The 22,138-nt window shown below is 48.1% G+C and carries 18 protein-coding genes; 4 read left to right on the top strand and 14 right to left on the bottom strand.

Annotated features, from left to right (window positions below; translation table 11 throughout):
- Positions 1–23: 23 nt before the first annotated feature.
- The 9 genes from LQ777_RS26760 to LQ777_RS26720 form a co-directional block, all read right to left on the bottom strand.
- A complete protein-coding gene (locus LQ777_RS26760) occupies positions 24–1,997 on the bottom strand; it encodes a cytochrome c oxidase subunit I (RefSeq protein WP_232563343.1) in 1,974 nt (657 codons plus the stop codon).
- Positions 1,998–2,142: 145 nt separating this feature from the next.
- Positions 2,143–2,901 carry a hypothetical protein gene (locus tag LQ777_RS26755; RefSeq protein ID WP_232563342.1) on the bottom strand — a complete coding sequence of 253 codons (759 nt, stop codon included), beginning with the start codon at positions 2,899–2,901 and terminating at the stop codon, positions 2,143–2,145.
- Between the two features lie 355 nt (positions 2,902–3,256).
- Complete coding sequence (locus tag LQ777_RS26750) at positions 3,257–3,757, bottom strand: DUF2231 domain-containing protein (RefSeq protein WP_232563341.1); 501 nt, start codon at positions 3,755–3,757, stop codon at positions 3,257–3,259.
- Between the two features lie 153 nt (positions 3,758–3,910).
- On the bottom strand, positions 3,911–4,399 hold the full coding sequence (locus LQ777_RS26745; RefSeq protein ID WP_232563340.1) for a ferritin-like domain-containing protein: 489 nt from the start codon (positions 4,397–4,399) through the stop codon (positions 3,911–3,913).
- Positions 4,400–4,517: 118 nt separating this feature from the next.
- Positions 4,518–4,811, bottom strand: coding sequence for a hypothetical protein (locus LQ777_RS26740; RefSeq protein ID WP_232563339.1), 294 nt, complete (start codon positions 4,809–4,811; stop codon positions 4,518–4,520).
- Positions 4,812–5,051: 240 nt separating this feature from the next.
- Complete coding sequence (locus LQ777_RS26735) at positions 5,052–5,729, bottom strand: NUDIX hydrolase (RefSeq protein ID WP_232563338.1); 678 nt, start codon at positions 5,727–5,729, stop codon at positions 5,052–5,054.
- 61 nt (positions 5,730–5,790) lie between these two features.
- Entirely contained in the window at positions 5,791–6,063 is a 273-nt protein-coding gene (locus tag LQ777_RS26730) for a hypothetical protein (RefSeq protein WP_232563337.1), read from the bottom strand.
- A gap of 217 nt (positions 6,064–6,280) precedes the next feature.
- Positions 6,281–7,288, bottom strand: coding sequence for a GRP family sugar transporter (locus tag LQ777_RS26725; protein WP_232563336.1), 1,008 nt, complete (start codon positions 7,286–7,288; stop codon positions 6,281–6,283).
- Between the two features lie 353 nt (positions 7,289–7,641).
- On the bottom strand, positions 7,642–9,633 hold the full coding sequence (locus tag LQ777_RS26720; protein ID WP_232563335.1) for a T9SS type A sorting domain-containing protein: 1,992 nt from the start codon (positions 9,631–9,633) through the stop codon (positions 7,642–7,644).
- Between the two features lie 290 nt (positions 9,634–9,923).
- Between LQ777_RS26720 and LQ777_RS26715 the strand changes: the two genes are divergently transcribed.
- Positions 9,924–11,309 (top strand): Gfo/Idh/MocA family protein, encoded by a 1,386-nt coding sequence (locus LQ777_RS26715; RefSeq protein ID WP_232563334.1) that lies wholly within the window; start codon positions 9,924–9,926, stop codon positions 11,307–11,309.
- Positions 11,310–11,450: 141 nt separating this feature from the next.
- Here LQ777_RS26715 and LQ777_RS26710 read toward each other — a convergent pair whose 3' ends face one another.
- From LQ777_RS26710 to LQ777_RS26700, 3 genes are read right to left on the bottom strand one after another with little or no spacing between them, the layout of a single operon-like run.
- Complete coding sequence (locus LQ777_RS26710; protein WP_232563333.1) at positions 11,451–11,972, bottom strand: DUF1735 domain-containing protein; 522 nt, start codon at positions 11,970–11,972, stop codon at positions 11,451–11,453.
- A gap of 19 nt (positions 11,973–11,991) precedes the next feature.
- The gene (locus tag LQ777_RS26705; protein ID WP_232563332.1) at positions 11,992–13,509 is read right to left on the bottom strand and encodes a SusD/RagB family nutrient-binding outer membrane lipoprotein; all 1,518 of its coding nucleotides are present in this window, start codon (positions 13,507–13,509) and stop codon (positions 11,992–11,994) included.
- A gap of 23 nt (positions 13,510–13,532) precedes the next feature.
- Entirely contained in the window at positions 13,533–16,826 is a 3,294-nt protein-coding gene (locus LQ777_RS26700) for a SusC/RagA family TonB-linked outer membrane protein (protein ID WP_232563496.1), read from the bottom strand.
- 513 nt (positions 16,827–17,339) lie between these two features.
- Here LQ777_RS26700 and LQ777_RS26695 point away from each other — a divergent pair.
- The 3 genes from LQ777_RS26695 (at position 17,340) to LQ777_RS26685 (ending at position 21,159) form a co-directional block, all read left to right on the top strand.
- On the top strand, positions 17,340–18,305 hold the full coding sequence (locus LQ777_RS26695; RefSeq protein WP_232563495.1) for a DUF4886 domain-containing protein: 966 nt from the start codon (positions 17,340–17,342) through the stop codon (positions 18,303–18,305).
- 437 nt (positions 18,306–18,742) lie between these two features.
- On the top strand, positions 18,743–19,879 hold the full coding sequence (locus LQ777_RS26690) for an acyltransferase family protein (protein ID WP_232563494.1): 1,137 nt from the start codon (positions 18,743–18,745) through the stop codon (positions 19,877–19,879).
- A gap of 71 nt (positions 19,880–19,950) precedes the next feature.
- On the top strand, positions 19,951–21,159 hold the full coding sequence (locus LQ777_RS26685; RefSeq protein ID WP_232563493.1) for a sialidase family protein: 1,209 nt from the start codon (positions 19,951–19,953) through the stop codon (positions 21,157–21,159).
- Between the two features lie 39 nt (positions 21,160–21,198).
- On the opposite strand, the gene LQ777_RS26680 is transcribed toward LQ777_RS26685, so the two are convergent.
- Positions 21,199–21,561, bottom strand: a complete 363-nt coding sequence (locus tag LQ777_RS26680; RefSeq protein WP_232563492.1) for a TerB family tellurite resistance protein — start codon at positions 21,559–21,561, stop codon at positions 21,199–21,201.
- 124 nt (positions 21,562–21,685) lie between these two features.
- Positions 21,686–22,075 carry a hypothetical protein gene (locus LQ777_RS26675; protein WP_232563491.1) on the bottom strand — a complete coding sequence of 130 codons (390 nt, stop codon included), beginning with the start codon at positions 22,073–22,075 and terminating at the stop codon, positions 21,686–21,688.
- Between the last annotated feature and the right edge of the window lie 63 nt (positions 22,076–22,138).

Genomic DNA, 22,138 nt, shown 5'->3' with positions numbered 1-22,138 from the left:
GTTTGATGCGAAGGCATTGTCGATTAGTGGGGGTGCGCAAACTGATCATTCATTTTCTGCGCTTCAATTGCTTTTTCCAGCGGAATCTGTTCGTTTTCGTGAGGTAGATTTGATTCCAGCGTTAGCGAGTACGGTACGTTTTGCGGGATAAAATCGTCTTTTGCTCCCGGTTTGCTGTAATCATACGACCAGCGGTACACCGCCGGTAACTCTCCCGGCCAGTTGCCATGTCCTGGATTGATCGGAGCCGTCCATTCGAGGGTGTTTGACCGCCAGGGGTTCTGGACAGACTTGCGTCCTTTGAAGATGCTGTAAAAGAAATTCCAGATAAAAATCCATTGCGCCGTAAACGTGATAATGGCGGCAATGGTAATAAAGCTATTCATATCCGCGAACTTACCTTTCATGAAGTCATAGCTCGTAAACGAATAATAACGACGCGGAAAACCAGCAATGCCCAGGTAATGCATGGGAAAAAACACGAGATAGATGCCCACGAAGGTCAGCCAGAAATGAATGTAGCCTAATCGTTCATTCATCATTCGACCAAACATCTTGGGAAACCAGTGATACGTTCCGGCCAGAAGTCCAAAGGCCGAAGCCGCTCCCATGACCAAGTGGAAATGAGCAACGACGAAGTACGTATCGTGCAGCGGAATGTCCAGGGTTGCGTTGCCGAGTATAATACCCGTTACCCCGCCCGAAATAAAGAAGGACACAAAACCGATGGCGAACAGCATCGCCGACGTGAACCGGATATTACCGCGCCATAGAGTCGTAACGTAGTTAAAGGCTTTAACTGCCGATGGAACGGCAATAATTAGCGTCAAAAACATAAAAACCGATCCTAAAAAAGGATTCATGCCGGACACAAACATATGATGCCCCCAGACAATGAAGGATAAGAAGGCAATACCAATCATGGAGGCTATCATGGCCCGGTAACCGAAAATAGGTTTACGCGCATTGGTAGCCATGATTTCGGAGGTTATACCAAAGGCAGGAAGTATCACAATGTATACTTCAGGGTGCCCCAGAAACCAGAATAAATGCTGAAACAGAATCGGACTACCGCCTACGTTGGGAAGCGCTTCACCTTTGATGTAGATTTCGGATAGGTAAAAGCTTGTACCAAAATGCCGGTCGAAGATAAGGAGCAGTACCGCCGAAAACAGAACTGGAAACGAGATCAGGCCCAGAACCGCCGTTAAGAAAAATCCCCAGACTGTTAAAGGTAACTTGCTGAAGGACATGCCCCGTGTGCGTAAATTAATGACTGTAGTAATGTAATTGATTCCGCCCAGCAACTGTGACACAATAAAAAACGCCATACTGATCAGCCAGAGCGTCATGCCCAATTGTGATCCCTTGTGCGCCTGTGGCAGAGCGCTCAGGGGTGGATAAATCACCCAGCCGCCACCTGCCGGACCTGTGTAGACGAACAGCGACGAAAACATGATCAAGCTGGCTATAAAGAAAAACCAGTACGAAAGCATGTTCAGAAACCCCGATGCCATGTCGCGGGCACCCACCTGAAGAGGTATCAGAAAGTTGGAGAAGGTACCACTTAAACCGGCGGTTAGCACAAAAAAGACCATTATGGTTCCATGCATTGTCACCATCTCCAAATAAAAATCCTGATCGATCTTGCCCGACTCGGTTATCCAGTCGCCCAGTAACGGTCGTAAAAAATCAACTTTCATATCAGGGAAGCCTAACTGAAGCCGAAACATCACCGACAAGCTGATTCCAATTATGGCCCAAAAGATGCCTGTGATCAGGTATTGCTTGGCAATTGTTTTATGATCTTCCGAAAAAATGTATTTCTGAAGTTTGCTTTGCGGTTCGTGTTCGGCATGGGCTGCATCAGCGGCATCCGTTCCGGTTGTCAGATCGCCAACCCGGTGGCTGGCATTGCCCGCTCGTAAGTTGGCATATCCAGTAAAAAGCCAGCCCATAAAGATGGCTGAAATAATTATGACGCCCGTTAGAAACATACGATTGAGGAGTTTGAAAAAAGAGGATGTAAGAAGGTACCATGGATGAGTAACGGAGTATAAGCAACGCTCACGTTGTGTCGTGAGCAGTTACCACAGCAAAGAATATGAAAAAGGAAAGTTCGGTCGGTCGTCAGTTGGCTAGTTAATCGGTGTTGTCATTCAACGAGTTGATCACCAGCTTCGCTAAGCCGATACAACCCTGTTTGATCTTGGCCTGATCGCCCGGCATCTGGGCTCCTACACTAAACACGTGGTTGTTGTAAAGCACATGAAGTCGCTTTTTGGCCGGTTCCCAAATGGCTTTATCGCCCACGTCATTCACGGCTACACCAGTGGCTGTATTCTTCGCAGGGGTAGTAATTGGTGGCGCAGCCTGCGTCATTCCTTCAATTTGACCAGATGGGTCCGCCCCCCGAGTTGAATCCTGCTCAGGACTTGTTGTCGTCAGGCTAGCTGGTACTTCGGAGTTGGTGCCCTGCGGAGCTTGCCCAAAAAGAACCGGCTTGCGTGAGTTGTTTTGGGCGGTTGCTTTATTAGCTTCCGGCTGAAAAAGCTTATTGAAATAATACTCTGACTGAAAGGTGGATTCAAAGGGTTTGTCGCTTTCCAGGTAAAAACCAACCCGATTGTTGCCCCATCGTAGTTCACAATCGTTCAGCCCGGTGTATTTCGTCAATTCAACGTCCTCGCCCAGTTGAAACAGATTTTTGACAAATTCTTCGGGCAGGTAATTGCAACGGTCGCGGTAATGGTAGTCCGTACTCAGCAGCCATGTGCCACTTACGCGTTTGGCTACTTCGTTCTCGCCGTTGCCAGCTGCGTAACCTGAATCCATCTCATAGCGATCTTGGGTGCCACAACCGGCAAGGCACAAGGTCAATAACAACGTGTTTAATCTCATTGGAACTATGGATAAAAATGGGATTGTACCTACGAACAAACGTGAGTTTGGTAGCTAATGAAGTACCCTCACAGAGGGCAAACTCCAGCCGTTTAGCCGCTGCTTAGCCCGACAAAAAATTGTTAGGAAATGGCGCTATTCTCGCTTTTTAGAAAAATTAGTAAAGATCAGTCGTCTAGTGAAGCCCAGCAAACGCAGTTCGTAAACAGCCAATTGAACAGAACCAAATGGCTATAATGGCTCGAGGAACAGATTTATGGCAGCCAAAAGAAATAAGGGTTGAACCTGTATCTTCTGGCTGGTTATTTGCCTGACTACTGGCTGGGTGAATCACTGTACACGGTAGTTGATTCGATCATGGCGTCTGAACTTCGCTTGTTGGACGAACCGATAAAGAGTTAGGCGCATTAAGATGCGCTCCGTCATAAACGCCCATGCCCAAGCGGTAGACTAACTCCGTTCCCAACCAACCGGTAATACCCGCCAGACCAAATCCGGCAAACGAACAGACCAGTGCCAATGTAGACGGAATGTTGCTTGGTTCGTCGCGTCGCAGTAACCAACTGAGAATAAATAAAACCAACACGACGACGTTACCCAGGCCGTGAACAGCGCCAACCTGCTTGGCTCTCGTACCCGATGGAATTGCCATCCAGTCAACAAGGCCCGGAACAGCAGCGACAAACCCACCGATGATACCCGCGACGCTCATCCAGAAAGCGACAACAGACATAACCGGGCGATCCGTTAATAAGTAAACTACATCAAAAATCACAGAAGTAGACAATAAGCCTAGCGGAAAAACAATAAGAATGGGGTGGGCAGGGTGACGCGCCACTTTGAATTTACTTTCCATAGTCGTTGGGTTGATGTTTTGTGGATAACCGGGTTGATTATCTTCTTATATAGGCTTACACACGTATAGTCGACTACCACAGGAGTGATCCGTGCGTTAATCGACTATACGTATCTTATGTCAGTGTGTAACTATTAGGGCTTGTGATTATTCTCAGGACTGAGCCGCTTTCTGATTGACCTGACCAGTTGCAATGGCCGTAAGCTTCTCATCTGTTTCTTTTTCCTCGCTAAGGGTTTGTTCGAGTAAATCGGCAATCTGATCCTGACCCGCCTGTTGTGCTAATGTTCGGGCCGTACCATAAGCGGCAATTTCATAGTGCTCAACTTTTTGAGCAGCACCGATTATAGCAGCATCGGCAACCTGACCATCTTCGAGTTGGGCCAGCAGGTCCTGCGCTTCTTCGATAATGCCCTGCATGGCCAAACAGGTTTCGCCGTCTGGATCAATGCCCATCTGCTGGGCAATTTGTTCGAGCCTTTCTACTTGTTTCTCGGTTTGTTGTTGATGCAACTGAAATACCTGCCGCAGTTGATCGTTCTGCGCATGTTCCATAAGCTGCGGTAGCGCTTCAAGGATTTGGTTTTCGGCGGAGTACAGATCCTGGATCGTGTGCTCCATAAATTCCTGTAAGGTTTTCATGTATACTACTTTATTTGTAGTTATAACTCGCGCCGTCAGGCTGCATCCCTAAATTGCATACAGGCGTAGCAACTAGTAAGGATTTGGTGCAACTCCAATGTGCGTATGTACATGAGCGTTAATTGTTCTTGGGCGATTTTGACGACGTACTAGCTGGCTTGGTACCGGATTTATTTCCTCGGTTGATATTGCCCTGGCTTGACGTTGTACTGCTGCCTGAGTTGTTTCCCATCTGGCGGGTTGACTTGTCCGTAGACACGTTTTTTTGCTGCGACGGTTTTGTACTCGTACTACCTGTCCGCGCTTTACTGTTTGGCGAAGCATGATCGCTTAAGTTTCCACCTGCCTGTGCCAGTACTTTTCCGCTTCCTGCCAGTGCAAGCAGAAGGATCGCTATCCGTATCGTTTTCATGGGTTGAGTTGGTTTGAAAAGCGTGTCGACACGCTTCCACTCATAACAATCGTTGCTAGAGTCGATTGCGCAATAGATGAGATAAATAAGGCAACGGTACGATGACAAAAGGGAGTTGAAGGGAAGGATTGTTCGAGGCTAGCGCCTGACCGTTCTGACGCAGATCAACGGGTACAAATTTGTCTAACCGGTTGATCTGATTGTATTAATGAAATTGATAAATAGATTTCGACTTTCTGCTTACAATGTTTTTATCGTTTCGTAATCACCTACTTTTTGTAAATACAACAAATGGCTCATTACACCGTGGATGTTGCTTACGCGTTTGTGGGCTTCTGGAAACGTGGCAACATGGAGTGTTGTGTGCTCATTTTCGTCTTCCTCACCTGTCGATTTACCCTTTAATGCCTGAATGTCGGCTAAAGGCATTCGCCGTTCCAGGTAAAAGAAATACAACGCTTCGTCGCTGGTTGACGTAGCCGAATACAGTGGCTTATCGAAAAGGGGCTTTAGCTCCGCTGGCTGTACATCCAATTGTGCTTCTTCGCCCAATTCGCGGGCGGCAACTTCAACCGGCGATGGGTCGTCCTGATCAATCATTCCGGCTGGATGCTCGTACGTAAAAGAGCCGTCGCAGATGCGTCGTTGCCTGACCAGAAGAACGTATTTTTCGTTTGTTTCTTCCGCTATCAGAACGACAAGCATCGAAACGGCATCCCCTTTAAGAAAGCAGATCGGATTCAGTTTTTGACCTTCCGCTGTGTCCGCGTCAATTGTCAATAAGGCGTACAAAACGTTTCCATCTTTTTGTGCATGATGAACGTACAACGGTTGCACGTTCTTAACGCTGTTTCCGTTTTGCTCTAGATGAGCACGCCAGTTTTTGTATTTAGAAGCGTCGGTAAGTTGTTGAGTCATTTTAGTAAAGAGGAAGTGTCAAATCAAAAGAAGCCCTGCCGACTAGCAGCCGGTCAATTCACTAGCGTTGCGGACTTAGAAACATTTTTACGGAATCAGATCGGAAAATGAAGCCCCGGTCCTGCCGTTCAACGGCATACTCTTTGTTATCAATAAACATGCTGTCGTTCTGTACCTTCCACGTAAAGGGCGTGTCTTTCGATAACATGCCGGTCTGGATATGGCTCATTCCTTTGCCGTCTTCGCTAAAAACATAAATGGCTTTAGAGTCAATCAAGGTGACGATGTTTGTGCTGTCAAGTCCTTTAGTCGAGTCCACGTTATAGGTTGCCATGTATTGTTTGCTCTCAAAATCGAGTCTGCGAATACCGGTTTCGCAGCCGGTGAGCAAACCGACACAAAGGACCCCGAGAGTTATTATCCCGTACTTCATGGTAAATTATCTTTTTAAATGTTGAGTTGATCAGGTTGTCTAGTCGGACAAACCACTTGTATCGTGGAGCTGTTTTATTCGGTTTTGAGAATGATTTCGAACGGTGAAAGCAGAACAATTAAGAACGGGCTAGAACAATAAGGACAAGGCCCAGCGCATAAATGATTCCCATTAGCCAGAGATAGCGATTTGCTTTGGGGGGTGCATCTTTAAATTCATGCCAGGCGAATAAACCCCATAGTACCGAGACGATGGTAGCGCCCTGGCTAAGTCCGAAAGAAACCGCATCACCTGCCTGCTTGGACCCCAGCAGTAGTGCTATCATTCCTACACCCCAGATTAATCCACCACCCATGCCAGCCAGATGCAAATTAAGCGGAGTATCCGCGTAGGTTGCTTGATTGTCTTCGTCGGTAAGAATAAACCGCCGGACCAGGTATTCTACCGGAAGGTTACTCAGGAGGACGCCTAACGCAAAAAGGACTAAGCCCGTATACGGTGTTAAGAGTCCCGACTCCGGTTTGTCCAGATCCGTTACCAGTGATTCGGAAGTAAGACGAAAGAAAAACCCGGCAACTAAACCGCCAGCCAGTGCAATCCAGATGCCCCGGTTACTATTCTTGTCAGCATCCTGATCGCCTTCTTTTTGCTTGGATTGATAAGCCAGCGAGCTAAAGACCATAGCGATTAGAATAGCGCCCCCGCCAATGGCCAGCAAGGGAATACTACCCTCTGGTTTAGCCAGGTAATTGACAACCAGACCAATGGCTAATGATAGGCCCGTCCCAACCGGCATTGCAATGGATATTCCGGCAATGCTCATACCCACTGTAAGTAGCATATTGCCAATGTTGAAGACAACGCCACCTGCCAGCGCAATAAGTATGTAGTTCAATTCGGCTTGCTTCACATCCGCCATCACCGAACGGCCCTGGTCGCCAAAACTGCCTAATGTAAACGCAATGATAAGAGAAGCAAGAAGAATACCGTAGACGTAGTCGCGATAAAAGACATAGAGCGGAGAGGTCTGCGTGACAAATTTCTGCGCGTTTGCCCAGGAGCCCCAGAGGAACATGGTAGCTAAACACAAACCGATACCTACTGTTGGTTCATTGATTGTAAACATAGGCTGTTGCAAGGCAAAACAGGCGAATCAGCAGGCACCCGTATTGGTAAAAAAGAGTTAGCCCGCCAATCCAGCCATACGGGTTGATTGTCAACAAGCTATCCAGCAAGTAGTAAATGAGCGTTGTCTGGAATGGTCACAAATGGCTTGCTAACTTCGTCATAGACAGCAGAACTGACATTTATGAAACCGCTTCCTTGTCAAAGAAGCTAAAAAAACGAGGATTTGGCCTAATTGAACCGATAGTTACAGGCTTCAATACGTGCCACTTGTTGATGATTTTAGGGGCGTTTAAACAAAGTAGGCGCATCCCGAAGTATGCGCCCGTGAATAGTTGATAAACATACCTACACTCAGTGTTTTATCACTTTTATCGTTTGTTGCTGACCACTAATGGTCATGTGTAAGAACAGCATACCCGGACCCTGTTTTCGTACGTCAAAGGTTTGTTGCTCACGAGTCATTGGTTGTTCAATCAACCGTTGCTCTACCAGTCGTCCTCTGTCATCAGTTAACCGTAGTACAAGCGATTGTTTCTGTATACCTGTTACTTCAACTGTCAACAGATCGCTAACAGGGTTACCTAGAATTGCCACCGAAGGAACCGCCGACGGTTCGTTAGCCGCTAGGCGCGCTCTACCGCACGCTGCTTTCAGGTCTAAAACATAGGAGACTACCTGATCACCTTGACGAGCCAAAATTGTTATGGGTTTCGCATCGTAAGCGGTCCGTAATTCAGCATCCACCCGTTGATTTGGATTGGTTGTCCAGTTCGTGATACCAGCCGCAGCAAACTCAATGGTCGAACCATCGCCACCGATTGCGTGGAATATAATGGCACCCGTACTACAGTTGTACGTAGGCGGAGCAAGCTTAAGCGTACTCGCCGACGAATCGCCTTGCCGCGCATTTGGACAAACAGTGGCCAAATCAAACGCATAATTAACTGTTTGTCCGCTTTGCGTGGCCTGAACAATGACCGTTTTAGGATCGTTACGTAATTCCTGTTCTACAATGCCAAAATTGTCTGTCAGGGTAGCGCGCGTGATTCCCGGAGCACTGTAAAGTATCGGTGTACCGTTACCGCCCGTGGTGTTAAACACGATTGCACCTGTCTGGCAATTATACGTAGGCGCTGTTAAACGAAGTGTAGTTGCCGTTGCTGAACTGCCGAATTTTACAACCCAAACCGCTGTCGTATTACCGGATCGACCCGTAACGTCGCCATCGGTTGATGTTGTTGTTCCCAGAGCTAAGTAGCCCCCGTCGCTGTTAGCCAGCAGGTCGGCAGGCAGGTCGTTACCAGAGCCGCCTACGGTTTTTGTCCATTCAGGAGCGAGTTGACCAGAGAAGCCTTGCAGCCGAAAATTATTGGCCGGAGCACCCGTTGCATCGAGAATGGTATAACCTGTTCCACTGTTAACTAGCCTGGCGGATGCTGTTGATCCCGCAAAGGTTGCGATCTGGTTACCATCTTCTTTTCCCAATGGTGAAATGGTTAGCAAACGGGCATTTCCGCCCGCGCTCGATCCGATGGCTATGTACGTGTTATCGGAGGATGGTTTAGCCACGATAGCCGATAGCGAATCAACCGTTGGGTACGTGCTTTTCCAGGTAATCTGGTAGGACTTGTTAAGTTTGATGGCCAGCCCTTTCGATGTTCCGGTAACTGTTGTCTTACCTGCTAATAGATAGCCGCCATCGGCAGTAGTGAGTATGGACTGGATGGCTGGTTGTGATCCTTGTTCGGCATCGGTATAGTTGATGCGCCACTGACCAGAAACGGCACCCTCCTGGTTTAATCGGGTCAGCGTAAGATAGGACAACCGATCACGAAAAGCACCAGCTACTAATAAGCTACCATCGGGAGTAGTTATCAACGAATTATCTGTCAATTTACTAGCCGCTCCCGTGTCGGCACGATCAATGATGCGCAACCACAACCGATCACCGGATGCATTCAGTTTGGTAACGTAGAAGCGGTTTTGGGCATCCTGCGCTAGTATCACAACACCGCTATCCGGCGTTGGCGTTATGCCAATTGTTTGGCGGACGGGAACAGCCATTGCCGATTTGTCTTCTTGAGTGGTTGGTACGGGTTTGTTCCAAATGACATCACCCGTTTCCGACAGACGAACCACACTTTTTCCTAATAATAAACCATACCCCGCTTGGCTTATTTTAACAGCCCTAACCGACGTAATACTCGTCAGATCGTTGGTTTCAAAGGTCCGCTGCCACTGGATTGTGGGTTGCTGCGTTTGCGCACGGGTAAGATGACCAGAACAAAGTACCCATGCCACCAACAACCAGCGGCTGGACTGCAAAACGTATTGTTTTTTCATAGACTGATGTGAAAAAATGTAGCGCTTCTGTAAGACCGCCGTGCCAAGGCTAAGGTTAAAAAATCAGTTGGAAACTGATGAAACGGCAACGGCGGGGTTGTACAGCGAAACTTGTCTGATTTACAGGGAATTTATGGGTGCGGGAATGTGTAACAGTTACCGTTCGCTCATGCATCAGCGGCACTGGATAACGTTTGACGAACCAAGCTAACTTTTTGGTCAAGGTCTTTAACCATAGAAAGCAGAAGCGGTTAATCGAGCAGCAGTATCTAACCAACGCAACAGCGCCTATGAATCGCTTTACAGAACTAGTTAAATCGTTGCTTGATGAGTCGATGTCGCCACAGTCGCGCCAGCAGTTTTTAAAATTTACGGGTCGGACGCTGGCAATCGGGGCAACGGGGAGTTTGTTAACAACCTACGGTCAAAATCGACCACCCAAAAGCACTCCATCCGCCCAGGTTCAGGCTGACACAGTTCCGCGTATTCAACCTGTTTCTCCCCCAGCGGAAATCCCGGCTAAAATTGACGAGCCAATCAAGCTCGAACCCATCCGGGGCGATGCTGATCGCCAAACGCCACCCACGCCTTCGCCACAGCCGCCTGATTCTCGTATTGGTTATGCTGTCGTCGGTTTGGGGCATTTGTCGCTCGAAAATATTCTGCCTGCTTTTGGCGAATGCAGAAAGTCGAAACTGGTAGCATTGGTCAGCGGGAATCCGCAAAAGCTTCAGAAAGTAGCGCAGCAGTACGGCGTTAAACCCCAAAACTGCTACAACTACGATACCTACGATCAACTAAAAGATAATCCGGAGGTGCAGGTAATTTACATCGTGCTTCCCAACGCGATGCATGCTGAATACACCATCCGGGGGGCGCAGGCGGGCAAGCATATTCTGTCCGAAAAACCAATGGCTGCCAACTCGGAACAGGCGCAGGCAATGATTGACGCTTGTAATAAAGCGGGGCGAAAGCTGATGGTTGCGTACCGGATTCAGTACGAACCTTATAACCGATATGTTCGTGAACAGGTCCGTCAGAAATTATACGGTGCTCCCAAATATCTAGAACTGCATAACGCTCAGCAAGAAGCGAATCCGAACCATTGGCGACACATCAGAGCGCTGGCCGGTGGAGGAGCCTTGCCCGATATTGGTTTATACTGTTTGAACACCGCCCGTTTTTTACTGGGAGAAGAACCTACCGAGGTATTTGCTTATCAATACAGCACTCCCGGCAATCCGTTGTTTCGGGAAGTTGAGGAGTTGGTGTCGTGGCAGATGCGATTTCCGAGCGGTGTTATAGCAAACTGTGGCACCGACTACTTTACACATGAGTCCCGCCGGTATCGTGTGCTGGCCGAACGGGGTTGGTTAAATGTCGAGAACGCATTTGCTTACAACGGTTTACAAATGCAGCAGGCTTACGCCATTGGGCAAACCGAACATCGGGATGAAATCGAGATCATGGAAAAAAATCAGTTTGCTACGGAGATGGACCATTTCTCGGATTGTATTCAGCAAAATAAGCAGCCGTTTACACCCGGAGAAGAAGGCTTGCAGGATCACCGTATCATGGAGGCTATCTACCAGTCGGCTCAGGAAGGGCGACCCGTCAAACTACCGCTGTATACCAAGCTTGATCCTTTTCGCGGACCTGAACCACAGTTGATGTAAATGCCAGCAAAAGGCATTTACATTCGTCAACACTTCACCCAGCTAACTCAAATTGTCAGTAGCTAGTTAGCAATAAACTTATACGACAAAGCCCCTCACTGCGGTACACAGGAAAGGCTTTGTCGTATAAAATATCCGCTTTTACTGCGTCCGTGAAATGACGAGAATCTGCGTGTGGTAATTAGCGCTGATGATCACATTCTGGGGAACCGTCGTGATACTGATTGGCACCGCGTATGGGCCACCCGTCGCCGGTATCTGAGTGCCGATAAGATTAATAGCTACCGTAGCAATCCGCTGACCCGCAGCGACTGTTACAGTCGGATTTGTCAACTGGAAAGCGGTTGCTGGCAGCAGGGTGTAAGCCGTATTATTCGCCGTGTTGTAGGCTGTCAACGCGGCCTGATCGATAGCCACCGTTACCGGAATATCCTGCGTTGGCGGGTTGGGGGAAGCAATATTTACGTCAACAGGAGCAACGGTGCCGGAGCTAGTGGCTGGTACCGACACGGTTTTAAGAACACTCCGGTTAGCTGCATACGGAATCTCGGCAACGTAGCCAGCGCTGGCAAAATCGACAAAGTGTTCGTCATCATTGAGGCATGAAGTCAGACTCAAAGCCAGACTTAGGGCTATAATGCTCTTTACTAAGGTATTCATCATTGTTAGGTTCGTTTGACGATTACTTCATCCAGAAAATCTTGCTGGTAAACTGATTGATTGTACCCTGTGCCGCTACATTGGTGGCATTGTTGCTGTATTCGCTGGTTGGGTAAAGCAACCGTACCGGAATCTGCCGTACCGTTGTGCTAGGGTCCTGCGAAATCGGAATTGTAGCCGGCAAGCCTAAACGACGGTAATCCGACCAGGCTTCAAACGGTGCTGTTCCATTCTCTGAAGCCCATTTCTGAGTGATGATAGCTTCCAGCTTATTGGGAGAAGCTTCCCAGTTTACGTCAGCAACGCCCGGCTGAGCATAATAGGTCGCGGCCTCTGCGGCCGTTCGGCCCACGTTGAGAAACGATTCCGTAATTGCTGATTGGTACAGCGCTTTGGGATCGCCCTGGATCCAGCCCCGCTGCGCAGCTTCTGACTGCATAAATAAGCTTTCGTGCGATTGTAAAACTGGTGAAGACTGACTGACGTTTTGCAGAACGCCCGGTCCAATATCAGAAACCTGGCTGTTGACCAACGGATCAGTAGTGCCGAAATACGTACCGTTAAACTGGCTGGTTGTCCCGGCTACGGGTCTGTAGTAAGCGTTCAGTCGAGGGTCATTTGTCTGCTGATAAAATGTGATACCGTAGAGATTACCCTTGTACTGGTTATTAAGCGTTGTTGGGTTGCCATTGATCGCGTAAAAAGCGCCGTAAAGTGGATTTTGCTGGTTCTGCGAATTCGAATAACCTGGATTTACGCTTGCATTCTCGCGAGGTCCCAGAAATCCGTAGCCTGATGCATTGATAATGGCTAACTGGCTTTGAATAAACTGGGCACGTTCTGGCTTCTCCGACTGGCGCAGCAACATACGCAGCTTTAACGTATTGCCAAATTTAAGCCATTTCGAAACATCACCTCCGAACATAATGTCGTTGGCTCCCGGATTAAGCGTGCCTTCGCTGTTGTTCAGAAAGACCATTGCTGAGTCGATCTGTTTAAACAGGTCTTCGTAGATCACCTGACCACTTTCGTAACTAGGCAGAATATTGGTTGTCCCCTGTAACGCCGAGCGGTAAGGAACATCACCGTAGGTATCGACCAGAATATGAAAATGCAGTGCTTTCATAATTTTGGCCATACCCCGCAAAATAGGCTGATTCAACGTTGTTGCCTGATTCTCAATATAATTGTAGTTACTCAGGTTTAAATAAGCGCTGGACCAGATACTGTTGTTAAATCCCTGCGTAAACTGGTAGTTTTTGTCAGAAGTGGCGATGGAATAGTTTCCGCTCCAGTTCCAATAGCCCATCCATAGATTCAGGAAGTAAAAATTAGTATTGGCTGTAGTGCCACTTCCTGGTGGTACATTTCCGGACAGATACCAGCCGGTAGTCGCCAGCGCGCTGGGTAAAGCCAACTGAGGAGTGGCTGTCGTCACCTGGTTGGGATTATTGTTTATGTCTAAATAGTCGTTGCAGCCAACCACAGCCATAAACAGACTGGCACATAAGCCTGCCTTTATGTATTTTATAAATCGCATAGTTTTTGACGAAAAGGAGATGATTAAAAGCCAAAGCTGAGCCGGAACCCGTAAAACCGCGTTGGTGGTGTCTGGTACTCGGTCGTCGTTCCGACCGCGTTGCTGTTGTCGTTGGCGTTCGATCCACCCGAAAATTCGGGGTCGGTGAACACGTTTGTTTTTGGGCGAAGCATGATTAGATTCCGACCCGTCAGCGCGACGTTCAACGATTTAATGAATTTGGTATAGCCCAGGATCACCGTGGGAATGTTGTAGCTCAGTACTACCTCGCGCAGTTTCCAGAAGTCGGCGCTTGTCACGTAGCTGTACCCTGCGTTGTGATAACCCGAGTTTGTCCAGAAAACCAAGTTGCCGTCCCGCGTGGTTACGTTGGTGTTGTTCGCATATTGAGTCGTTCCGTCTGAATTCTGACCGGCAACAACAACGGAGTTGGGGAATACAAAATTTTGTCGTCCTGCATAAACAGACCGGATGCCTGCTCCCGTAAATTCCAGTGCGTTACCGATTGCATTGTAAATGACGGCTCCCCCCCGATATTCGACGACCGCAGATAGGGTCAAGCCTTTGTATTTGAACGTGTTCGTTAAGCCAAATCGGTATTTAGGCTGCGTTGTTCCGGCATACCGGAGATTAGGATCAAGGATTGGATAGCCAGTTGCATCGACCACGGGCCGACCGGCAAACTGCCCTGTCGGGTCATAGTTGGCTGCGGTTGGGTCCGTTGTCTGAACGCGTTGAACATCGCTGACATACAGGGCTGGATAAGCAAATCCTTTTGCTGCGAACACATTCGATGCGGTAGGCGTCAGGTTTGGCCGATAAGGATCAGTGCCGTACGGAATATTGATTCGGGGCAAATTCTGATACACGTCCGTTACCAGACTTTCCAGGTAGGTAAAGTTCGTGTTGAGATCCCAAGTAAAGTTTCCGGCGTTAACCAGCGGTCGAATCGTCCGTAAATCCAATTCGATACCGTGGTTTTTCATCGTACCCGTGTTCACCAAAGCCGATGCATAACCCGTTGCCCGCGATACGTCGATGGGTACCGTCTGGTTCGTCGTTGTCGTGTTATAATAGACGGCTTCGACGTTAAAGCGATCAAACAAACCGACTTCCAGTCCAACTTCGGCGCTCGTGGTAAATTCCGGTTTCAGGTTCGGATCATTCTGCTGCGTACTTTGGCCAAAGCCTGCTTGTCCCCCAAAGGGAAATCCAGTACCGGGATTAAACACATTCTGCAACTGGTAGGGTACTACGTTTACCTGCCCGACTCGGGCTACGCCCCCCCGAACTTTAGCGTAACTGAGTACAGAACTGTTTTTCAACGAGGGTATAGCCTCCGTCAGCACAACCGAAGCGTCGACACTCGGGTAGAAGAAAGAGCGATTGCTGGGAGCCAGTAAGGAAGTCCAGTCGTTGCGACCCGTAGCGTGAATAAACGCAAAGTCCTTGTAGCCAATCGTCAGGTCGCCAAATACACCGAGGAGACGATTCTGACTGCTATATTCCGATACCGTTGGGTTGCCTAACCGGTTAGCAATGTTGTAAGTACCCGGCACAACCAACGCTCCGGCATAATCATACGTTGATCGACTGTATTCCTGACGGGTCTGCTGACCCAGAATCAGTCTTGTTGTAAAATCACCAAATTTGGGATTCAGCGTGACGAGCAGATCGCCCGTAAAGCGAGTTCTGAGCTGCGTCGCATCCTGAACCGTCGCGTTTGTGTGCCCACCCGCCGACGAAGCAATGTTACCCGCTTCCCAGGGGTCACCGGTAGCGTATTCCGAAAACGTTACATCAGCGATGTACGCTTTTAACTGCGAGTTATAGATCTGTCCGCCAATTCGGTAAAGCACATTTAGCCAACTGGTAGCCTGATAAGCAGCATCGGCAGAGCCCTGAAGAGTATACAGATTGGTTATTCGGCGTGAGTTATTACCCGTAATTTGCCAATAAGGGTTGGGGTAGTAAGCATTGTAAAAACCGTTGACATCGCCGAACGGAGACGTTATATCGTTGAGCGGATAACTGTTGAGCGGAGCCTGCGGTTGCTGGTTCAGCACATTCCAGTACACGGGCCGGTTTTGATTAAAATCTCCGTTTTCCGTGTTAATGGTTTGATAGGCAAATTGAGCGCTCGCATTTGTCGTGATCTTGTTTACGGAGCGGCCTCCCCGAATCCCGATAGTGGTTCGCTGGTATTTGTCGTTTGGCACTACCCCTTTCTGATTAACACGTTGCAAGCTTAGACCGAAGTAGTTTTGTGCATCACCGATTCGGTACGAAATGTCATTCTGCTCGGTGACACCCGTGTTGAAAAAGGCCCGGCGAGGGTCTTTACCGGGTGCTGAAAAGGGAACCATCAGTGTATCAAGCCGTACGTTACCGTTTGCATCCCGCACCTGAACTCCGTAGCCGAGTGGTTGCATTGAGCCGTCGAAAGCGGGGCCAAACTGCTGGTTTTCGTAGGGAACGTACAGCCGGCGGTAGTTTCGATCATAATAAGGAGCGCCTTCGCCACCGTTGGCCCCGAACTGGGTCTGTAATCCAGGCATGTAAGAGATACTCTCAAACTGCGTATTGTTCGTGTACGTGATCTGAGGCTTGTTATTCTGAGTGCCGCGTTTTGTTGTGATGATAAGCGCACCGTTCGACGCATCCGACCCGTACAAGGCTGCCGCGCTGGGACCTTTCAGAACGGTAGTGCTTTCAATGTCATTGGGGTTGATGGCTGTTAGAAAATTAATGTCGGAAATGACCCCATCGACGATCAACAGGGCCTGGTTGTTGCCTAAAAATGAGCGATTGCCACGCAATGTCAGGCGGACACCGGCTCCCACCGCGTTATTGGTCGTGTTGATCTGAAGACCGGACACTTTAGCCGTTAGGCCATTGGCCACGTTGACGGGGGCTGCCTGGTTAATTTGAGCGCTGTTGATACGAGCCACCGAGGTACCAATTTCACGTTCAGTCCGCTGGATACCGAAACCAGTTACCACGACTTCGTTTAGTGTCGAGGCATCCGCAGCCAGCACCACATTAATCGTTCTGCGATTGCCAATAGCCACATCCTGTGTCTTGAAACCAACAAACGAAAACGTCAAGGTTGTGTTGGGCTCTACACTGATGCGATAATTTCCATCGACGTCGGTCGTTGTTCCGCGACTTGTTCCTTTGACCACCACACTCACACCTGGTAAGGCCGAACCATCATCGGAGGACGTTACGCGACCGTTAACAGCCGCTTCCTGCGCAAAAAGGCGCAGACACATGAATTGTAACACTAACCAATTGACGATTAGAACTTTTCTCATAATAGTTGAAGGAAAAAATAAAAACTGTATGTAAACGAACCGTTGCTTCTACGACCGCAGAATGCAAATCTCTTGACTTGTAAGAATCTTACTGTTAGTATTTTAAGTGCGAAATGACTTGTCTGGATTTGGGGTATAAGTGAAAAGTTAGTCGATCTGATTTATCTGATAGATTATAGTATTCCCGTGCTAACGGGGTAGCTTATTAAGACTTTTTCCTTTTCGTTTCTGGTATAACCAGACAGTTTGATAGATAGATAGGACACCAGTATGCGTTCACAAAATGCACAATAGTACAGGCCGAACCGGGCGTGGCATAAAATGTTTTGTCGAATGCCAGATAGCTATACAAATTCCCAGATCATCGTATATCCCATCGAATCCGCAGACTATTTTATAATCTCTAATTCTCTCCAAGTTTGGGAGAGAATTTAAAAAGTATATTGGCACAGTAAATACATTGCTGTTGCCTCTCTATATGATTAGTACTGTTTTATTACACTGACTAGTAGCATGCATAATTTTCGATCTGTAAGCCGAAGGACAACATTGTTGTTTGTCTATTTTTTACTCGTTCACACGGCTTTTGCCCACTCCCCTATTCAAAGCCGTCAGAAGCCTCTTCACCTCTTTATGATTGGCAATAGCTTCTCACAGAATGCGTCAAAATACTTGCCTCAATTAAGTCAGGAAGGTGGACACCAATTGATAATTGGACGCGCCGAGATTGGCGGTAGTTCGTTACAACGGCATTGGGACCACGCTGAAGCTGCGGAAAAAGATTCCAATGATCCCAAAGGAAAACCCTACGGAGGAAAGTCGCTTAAGATGCTTTTATCGGAAGGGACGTGGGATGTTATCACCATCCAGCAGGCATCAATTCTATCCGGTGACCTAGAAACGTATCAGCCCTATGCCCGTAAACTGTATGATTACGTAAAAAATCTTCAGCCAAAGGCTACTGTAGTGTTTCACCAAACATGGGCATACCGCGTTGATTCAAAAGATTTCAGTCGAATTGCGAAGGGAGATTCAGCTAAAAACGCAGAGCAAATGTGGCAAAAATCCAGGGCCGCTTACCATACGGTTGCCGATGAGTTAAGTACGCCGGTCATTCCTAACGGTGACGCATTTTGGCGAATTGCTTCTAGCAGAAAATGGGGTTTTCAGGGCGCAGGAAACGTTGAAGCCCAGCATTTACAACCGCCGGTCCTACCCAATCAAACGCACTCGTTGCATGTTGGCTATTACTGGAACAACGATAAACTAGGGTTCGATTCGCATCACGCTAATGATGCCGGTTGTTATCTAGGATCGCTGGTCTGGTACAGCTTTCTGTATAACGAATCTCCCGCTGCTTTGCGCTACACGCCCCCAGGAGTGGATGCTAACTTTGCCAAGCAGTTACGAAAAGTTGCCTGGACGACGGTTCGTAAAGAGAAGAAAGAATCAGCCCATCGATGGATCGCTGTTAACTAAAAGATCGGTATGTTCCCAGCGTAACCCATATACGTCAAAAAAAAGAGAAAAATAAACAGCGTTGTGTTTCATAGTGCACAATAAAAGGTCTGCGCATCCGTTAGTAAAGAGTTATGCTTCTCACAGCCCCATTGATCTACCAGTGGGGCTTTTTTTGTACTACAGAACTCACCTTATAATTCTCTTAGACAAGCTAAACTTGTCTGCTTCTCTTGTGCTACAATATCATCCGTTGATTGTAGACCAGCAATCTATCTATAGATTTTCTAAGATGCATTCAGCCGGTTAGAACTTGATATAGATGGCTTATGAGCAGGTTGTTGCTTTCAGAACAGACACCGTACTTCCAGAAGCGGTGATGACTTAGGGGAATAAAAGTTCAAGACCATGTGTATTCAGGCCATGCCAACGTATATTGACCCATTTTTCTGCCATTTATGAGCCAGGACAAACTGGGTACAAAGCCGCATTATCAACTCTTAGATGGACTGCGGGGGGTAGCTGCTATCATCGTCGTATTCTTCCACCTGGCCGAACCGCTAGCCAGCAGCCGCCTTGACAATGTAGTGAATCACGGTTATCTGGCCGTTGACTTTTTTTTCCTTCTTTCCGGTTTTGTGATTGGGTATGCCTACGACGACCGATGGGACAAAGTAACGGTTGGCGGCTTTCTACTTCGCCGGATCGAGCGGTTGCAGCCACTCGTAGTACTGGGCATGACGCTAGGTGCTATAGGCTTCTACTTTACTGACTCAACGATATGGCCGCTTATCCATACCGTTCCTGTCTGGAAACTGATCGTCGTTATGCTAATCGGCTATACGCTCATACCCGTACCTCTTTCGATGGATATACGCGGCTGGCAAGAGATGCATCCGCTTAACAGCGTAGGCTGGTCGTTATTTTTCGAGTACATCGCTAATATTTTGTATGCCTTAGGTTTACGCAAGCTATCGAATAAAGTACTGGCTTATTTTGTCGTACTGTCAGGTGCTTTGCTTTTGCATTTTGCGGTTACGAATCCCAACGGCGACGTTACGGGTGGCTGGACACTCAACGCTGAACACATGCGCATCGGAATAACACGCACGCTGTTTCCATTTTTTGCGGGTCTGCTGCTATCGCGGGTCTGGCGGCCTACCTATATTAAAAATGCTTTTTTGTGGAGTGCCCTGCTGGTTGCAATTGTTTTGCTGATGCCACGAATTGGCGGTACAGACCATCTGTGGATGAATGGTTTGTACGAAGCCTTTTGCATCATCTTTGTCTTTCCACTCATAGTTTATATCGGGGCTAGTGGTGTGGTGCATACGCAAAAAGAAGTTAAACTTTGTCAGTTTCTGGGTAAGCTCTCTTATCCTTTGTACATGACGCATTATGTATTGGTTTATTTTTATGTGGCCTGGGTAAGCAATCATAAAGGCATCACCTTAGAGCAAGCCTGGCCATATGCCCTCCTCACGTTTTCAGGCGCTATCGGGTTAGCTTATGTGAGTTTAACGTGGTATGACGAACCAGTGAGAGCCTGGTTGCGAAGAAAGATGACTATTAAGAAGAGAAGTGTATTGCTATAACTTAGATCTTATAACGCCAAACGTAACCAGTTGGAGAATCATTTCCAGCGCCTGTTCTAAGCTAACCCTTTATGTTTTATTCCCTCTTTACTTGTCTGGGTCTGGCAGTCTGTGGGTTAATCAAGCCCATTCCTACCAGTACTCAGTCGGTGGCAACAAGATCCCAATCAACGGGTGCTCATGCAGCTGAAACTGTCGTGTTTAAGAATGGAGAAGATGGCTATACGTGCTACCGGATTCCGGCAATTGTGAAAGCCCCCTCAGGCGAATTGCTGGCCTTCGCGGAAGGCCGCAAATCGGACTGCGGAGATTTTGGTGATGTAGACATTGTGCTCAAAACCAGCCGTGATAATGGTCAAAGCTGGAGCCCAGTGCGCATTGTCGCTGATTATGGACTTGCGCAGGCCGGAAATCCTGCCCCCGTTTTCGACCTAACAGACAGCCGTTTTCCTAACGGACGGCTATTTATGATTTATAATACCGGCATAGCTTCGGAGAAAGATGTACGAGATGGAAAAGCCATTCGGGAAGTATGGTACAAAACCAGCACCAACAGCGGTCAGACCTGGTCAGAACCTGTAAACATCACAATCTCCGTTAACCGTCCAAATAAGCCGGAAGTCAACGCGAGTTATGCGTTTCAAGACGATTGGCGATCATATGCCAATACGCCAGGCCACGCGCTTCAAATGCAGAATGGGCGTTATAAAGGTCGGCTGTTTGTTGCCGCGAATCATTCGGAGGGGAGGGAACAACCTCAGTTCCGCGATTACCGGGCGCATGGATTTTACTCCGATGACCACGGCAAAACCTGGAAGCTGTCAGCAACCATAAGCTACCCCGGTGGTAACGAAAGTACTGCCGCCGAAATCTCAACGGGTAGCTTACTGATGAACAGCCGCATTCAGTCTGGTGACGTTAAAAATCGATTGTTGTCCTTCTCAACCAACGCGGGCGAAACCTGGGACCGGGTGACAATCGCCAGTGATTTACCAGACCCAATTTGTCAGGGTAGTAAGATCAATTACTACACCGTCAATAAACAGACCGTGTTGCTTTTCAGCAATCTGAACAGCCAGACGAAACGCGAGAAATTAACCATCCGCGCTAGTCAAGACGATGGAAGAAGCTGGTCGGCAGGAAAAGAAATTTATAATGGCTCGGCTGCATACTCAGACCTGGTTGTACAGCAGGACGGTAAGGTTGGCATTTTGTACGAGAAAGATGATTACACAATGATTACCTACGTCAGTATACCGTACCAAGATTTGGTTCGCTGATGTTGACGGCTGCTAATAAACGTGGATGACGTCTACGCTTTAACCAGTCTGAAGTTGTTGTAAATCACGTCTAAACCGTCGAATAAACAGCCACTCGTTCGCCGAAATACCTTTGTGCGCCCGAGCCACGCGGAGCAGTAGCGTGACAAACCGTTTTTTTAGCTTATCCGTCAATTCGGTTTGGCGGCTCACCAGCCGACGCATGCCGAAGGCATAGGCTTCTTCAGCGGATTCCCCTGCATTCTCGCGCAGGAAATAACCATTGAGCGCCAGTGAACCGTGAGGTTCTCTGACCAACAAGGCTTTGGCTACTATAATTTCTTCTTTGTGAGGCCGTCCCTCTAAACAAGATAAGGCATAAACCAGGCTACCTAAGCCCAGTGCTACATCGGGTGAATACATAATAAGGGAGAAGGGAAAAGAGTAAAAATATACGCTGACGGACGGAATGGCTAGCAAACTGCTCCATTCGTCCGTCAACGTCCGACTTGCCTTTGTCAGGTCAATGCTGGCTTAGCCGACAGTGTTAGTTTCCACTGGTACTGGGTTGCTTTTGTTGTACACCAGCCGTTACCTCCGAATCCGTAGCAGCTGGTCGTGACTCGCGACCCCGCTGAATTTTATAATTTCGAAGAGCTACGTCTGATTCAGGCGTGTGTGGTACAACCATGCCACCAACCGGCTTTGCACCTGGAGCCTGATGTTTGTAACTAACTGCGGGCCCCTGACTCAACGTAGGGGCATTCACGGCAATCCCTTTTTTTGCGGCCCACTGACGGGCAGTCGCTGCTTTATTCGGATGTTTATAATTATGAGTTGAGTACGTTACGTCACGGCGCAGCTTGGAGTCATCCTGCGCCGAGGCACTCAGGATGGTAAGGATACTCAAGGCGGTAATAACGAGGTATGTTTTCATGGCTTTTGTCGTTTTTGCTTGATCAGTCAGGCTTACAACATGCATTGTTGAATCATTGCCTGA

The organism is Spirosoma oryzicola (assembly GCF_021233055.1).
GTDB lineage: Bacteria > Bacteroidota > Bacteroidia > Cytophagales > Spirosomataceae > Spirosoma > Spirosoma oryzicola.
This window is presented reverse-complemented; position numbering and strand designations above follow the sequence as displayed.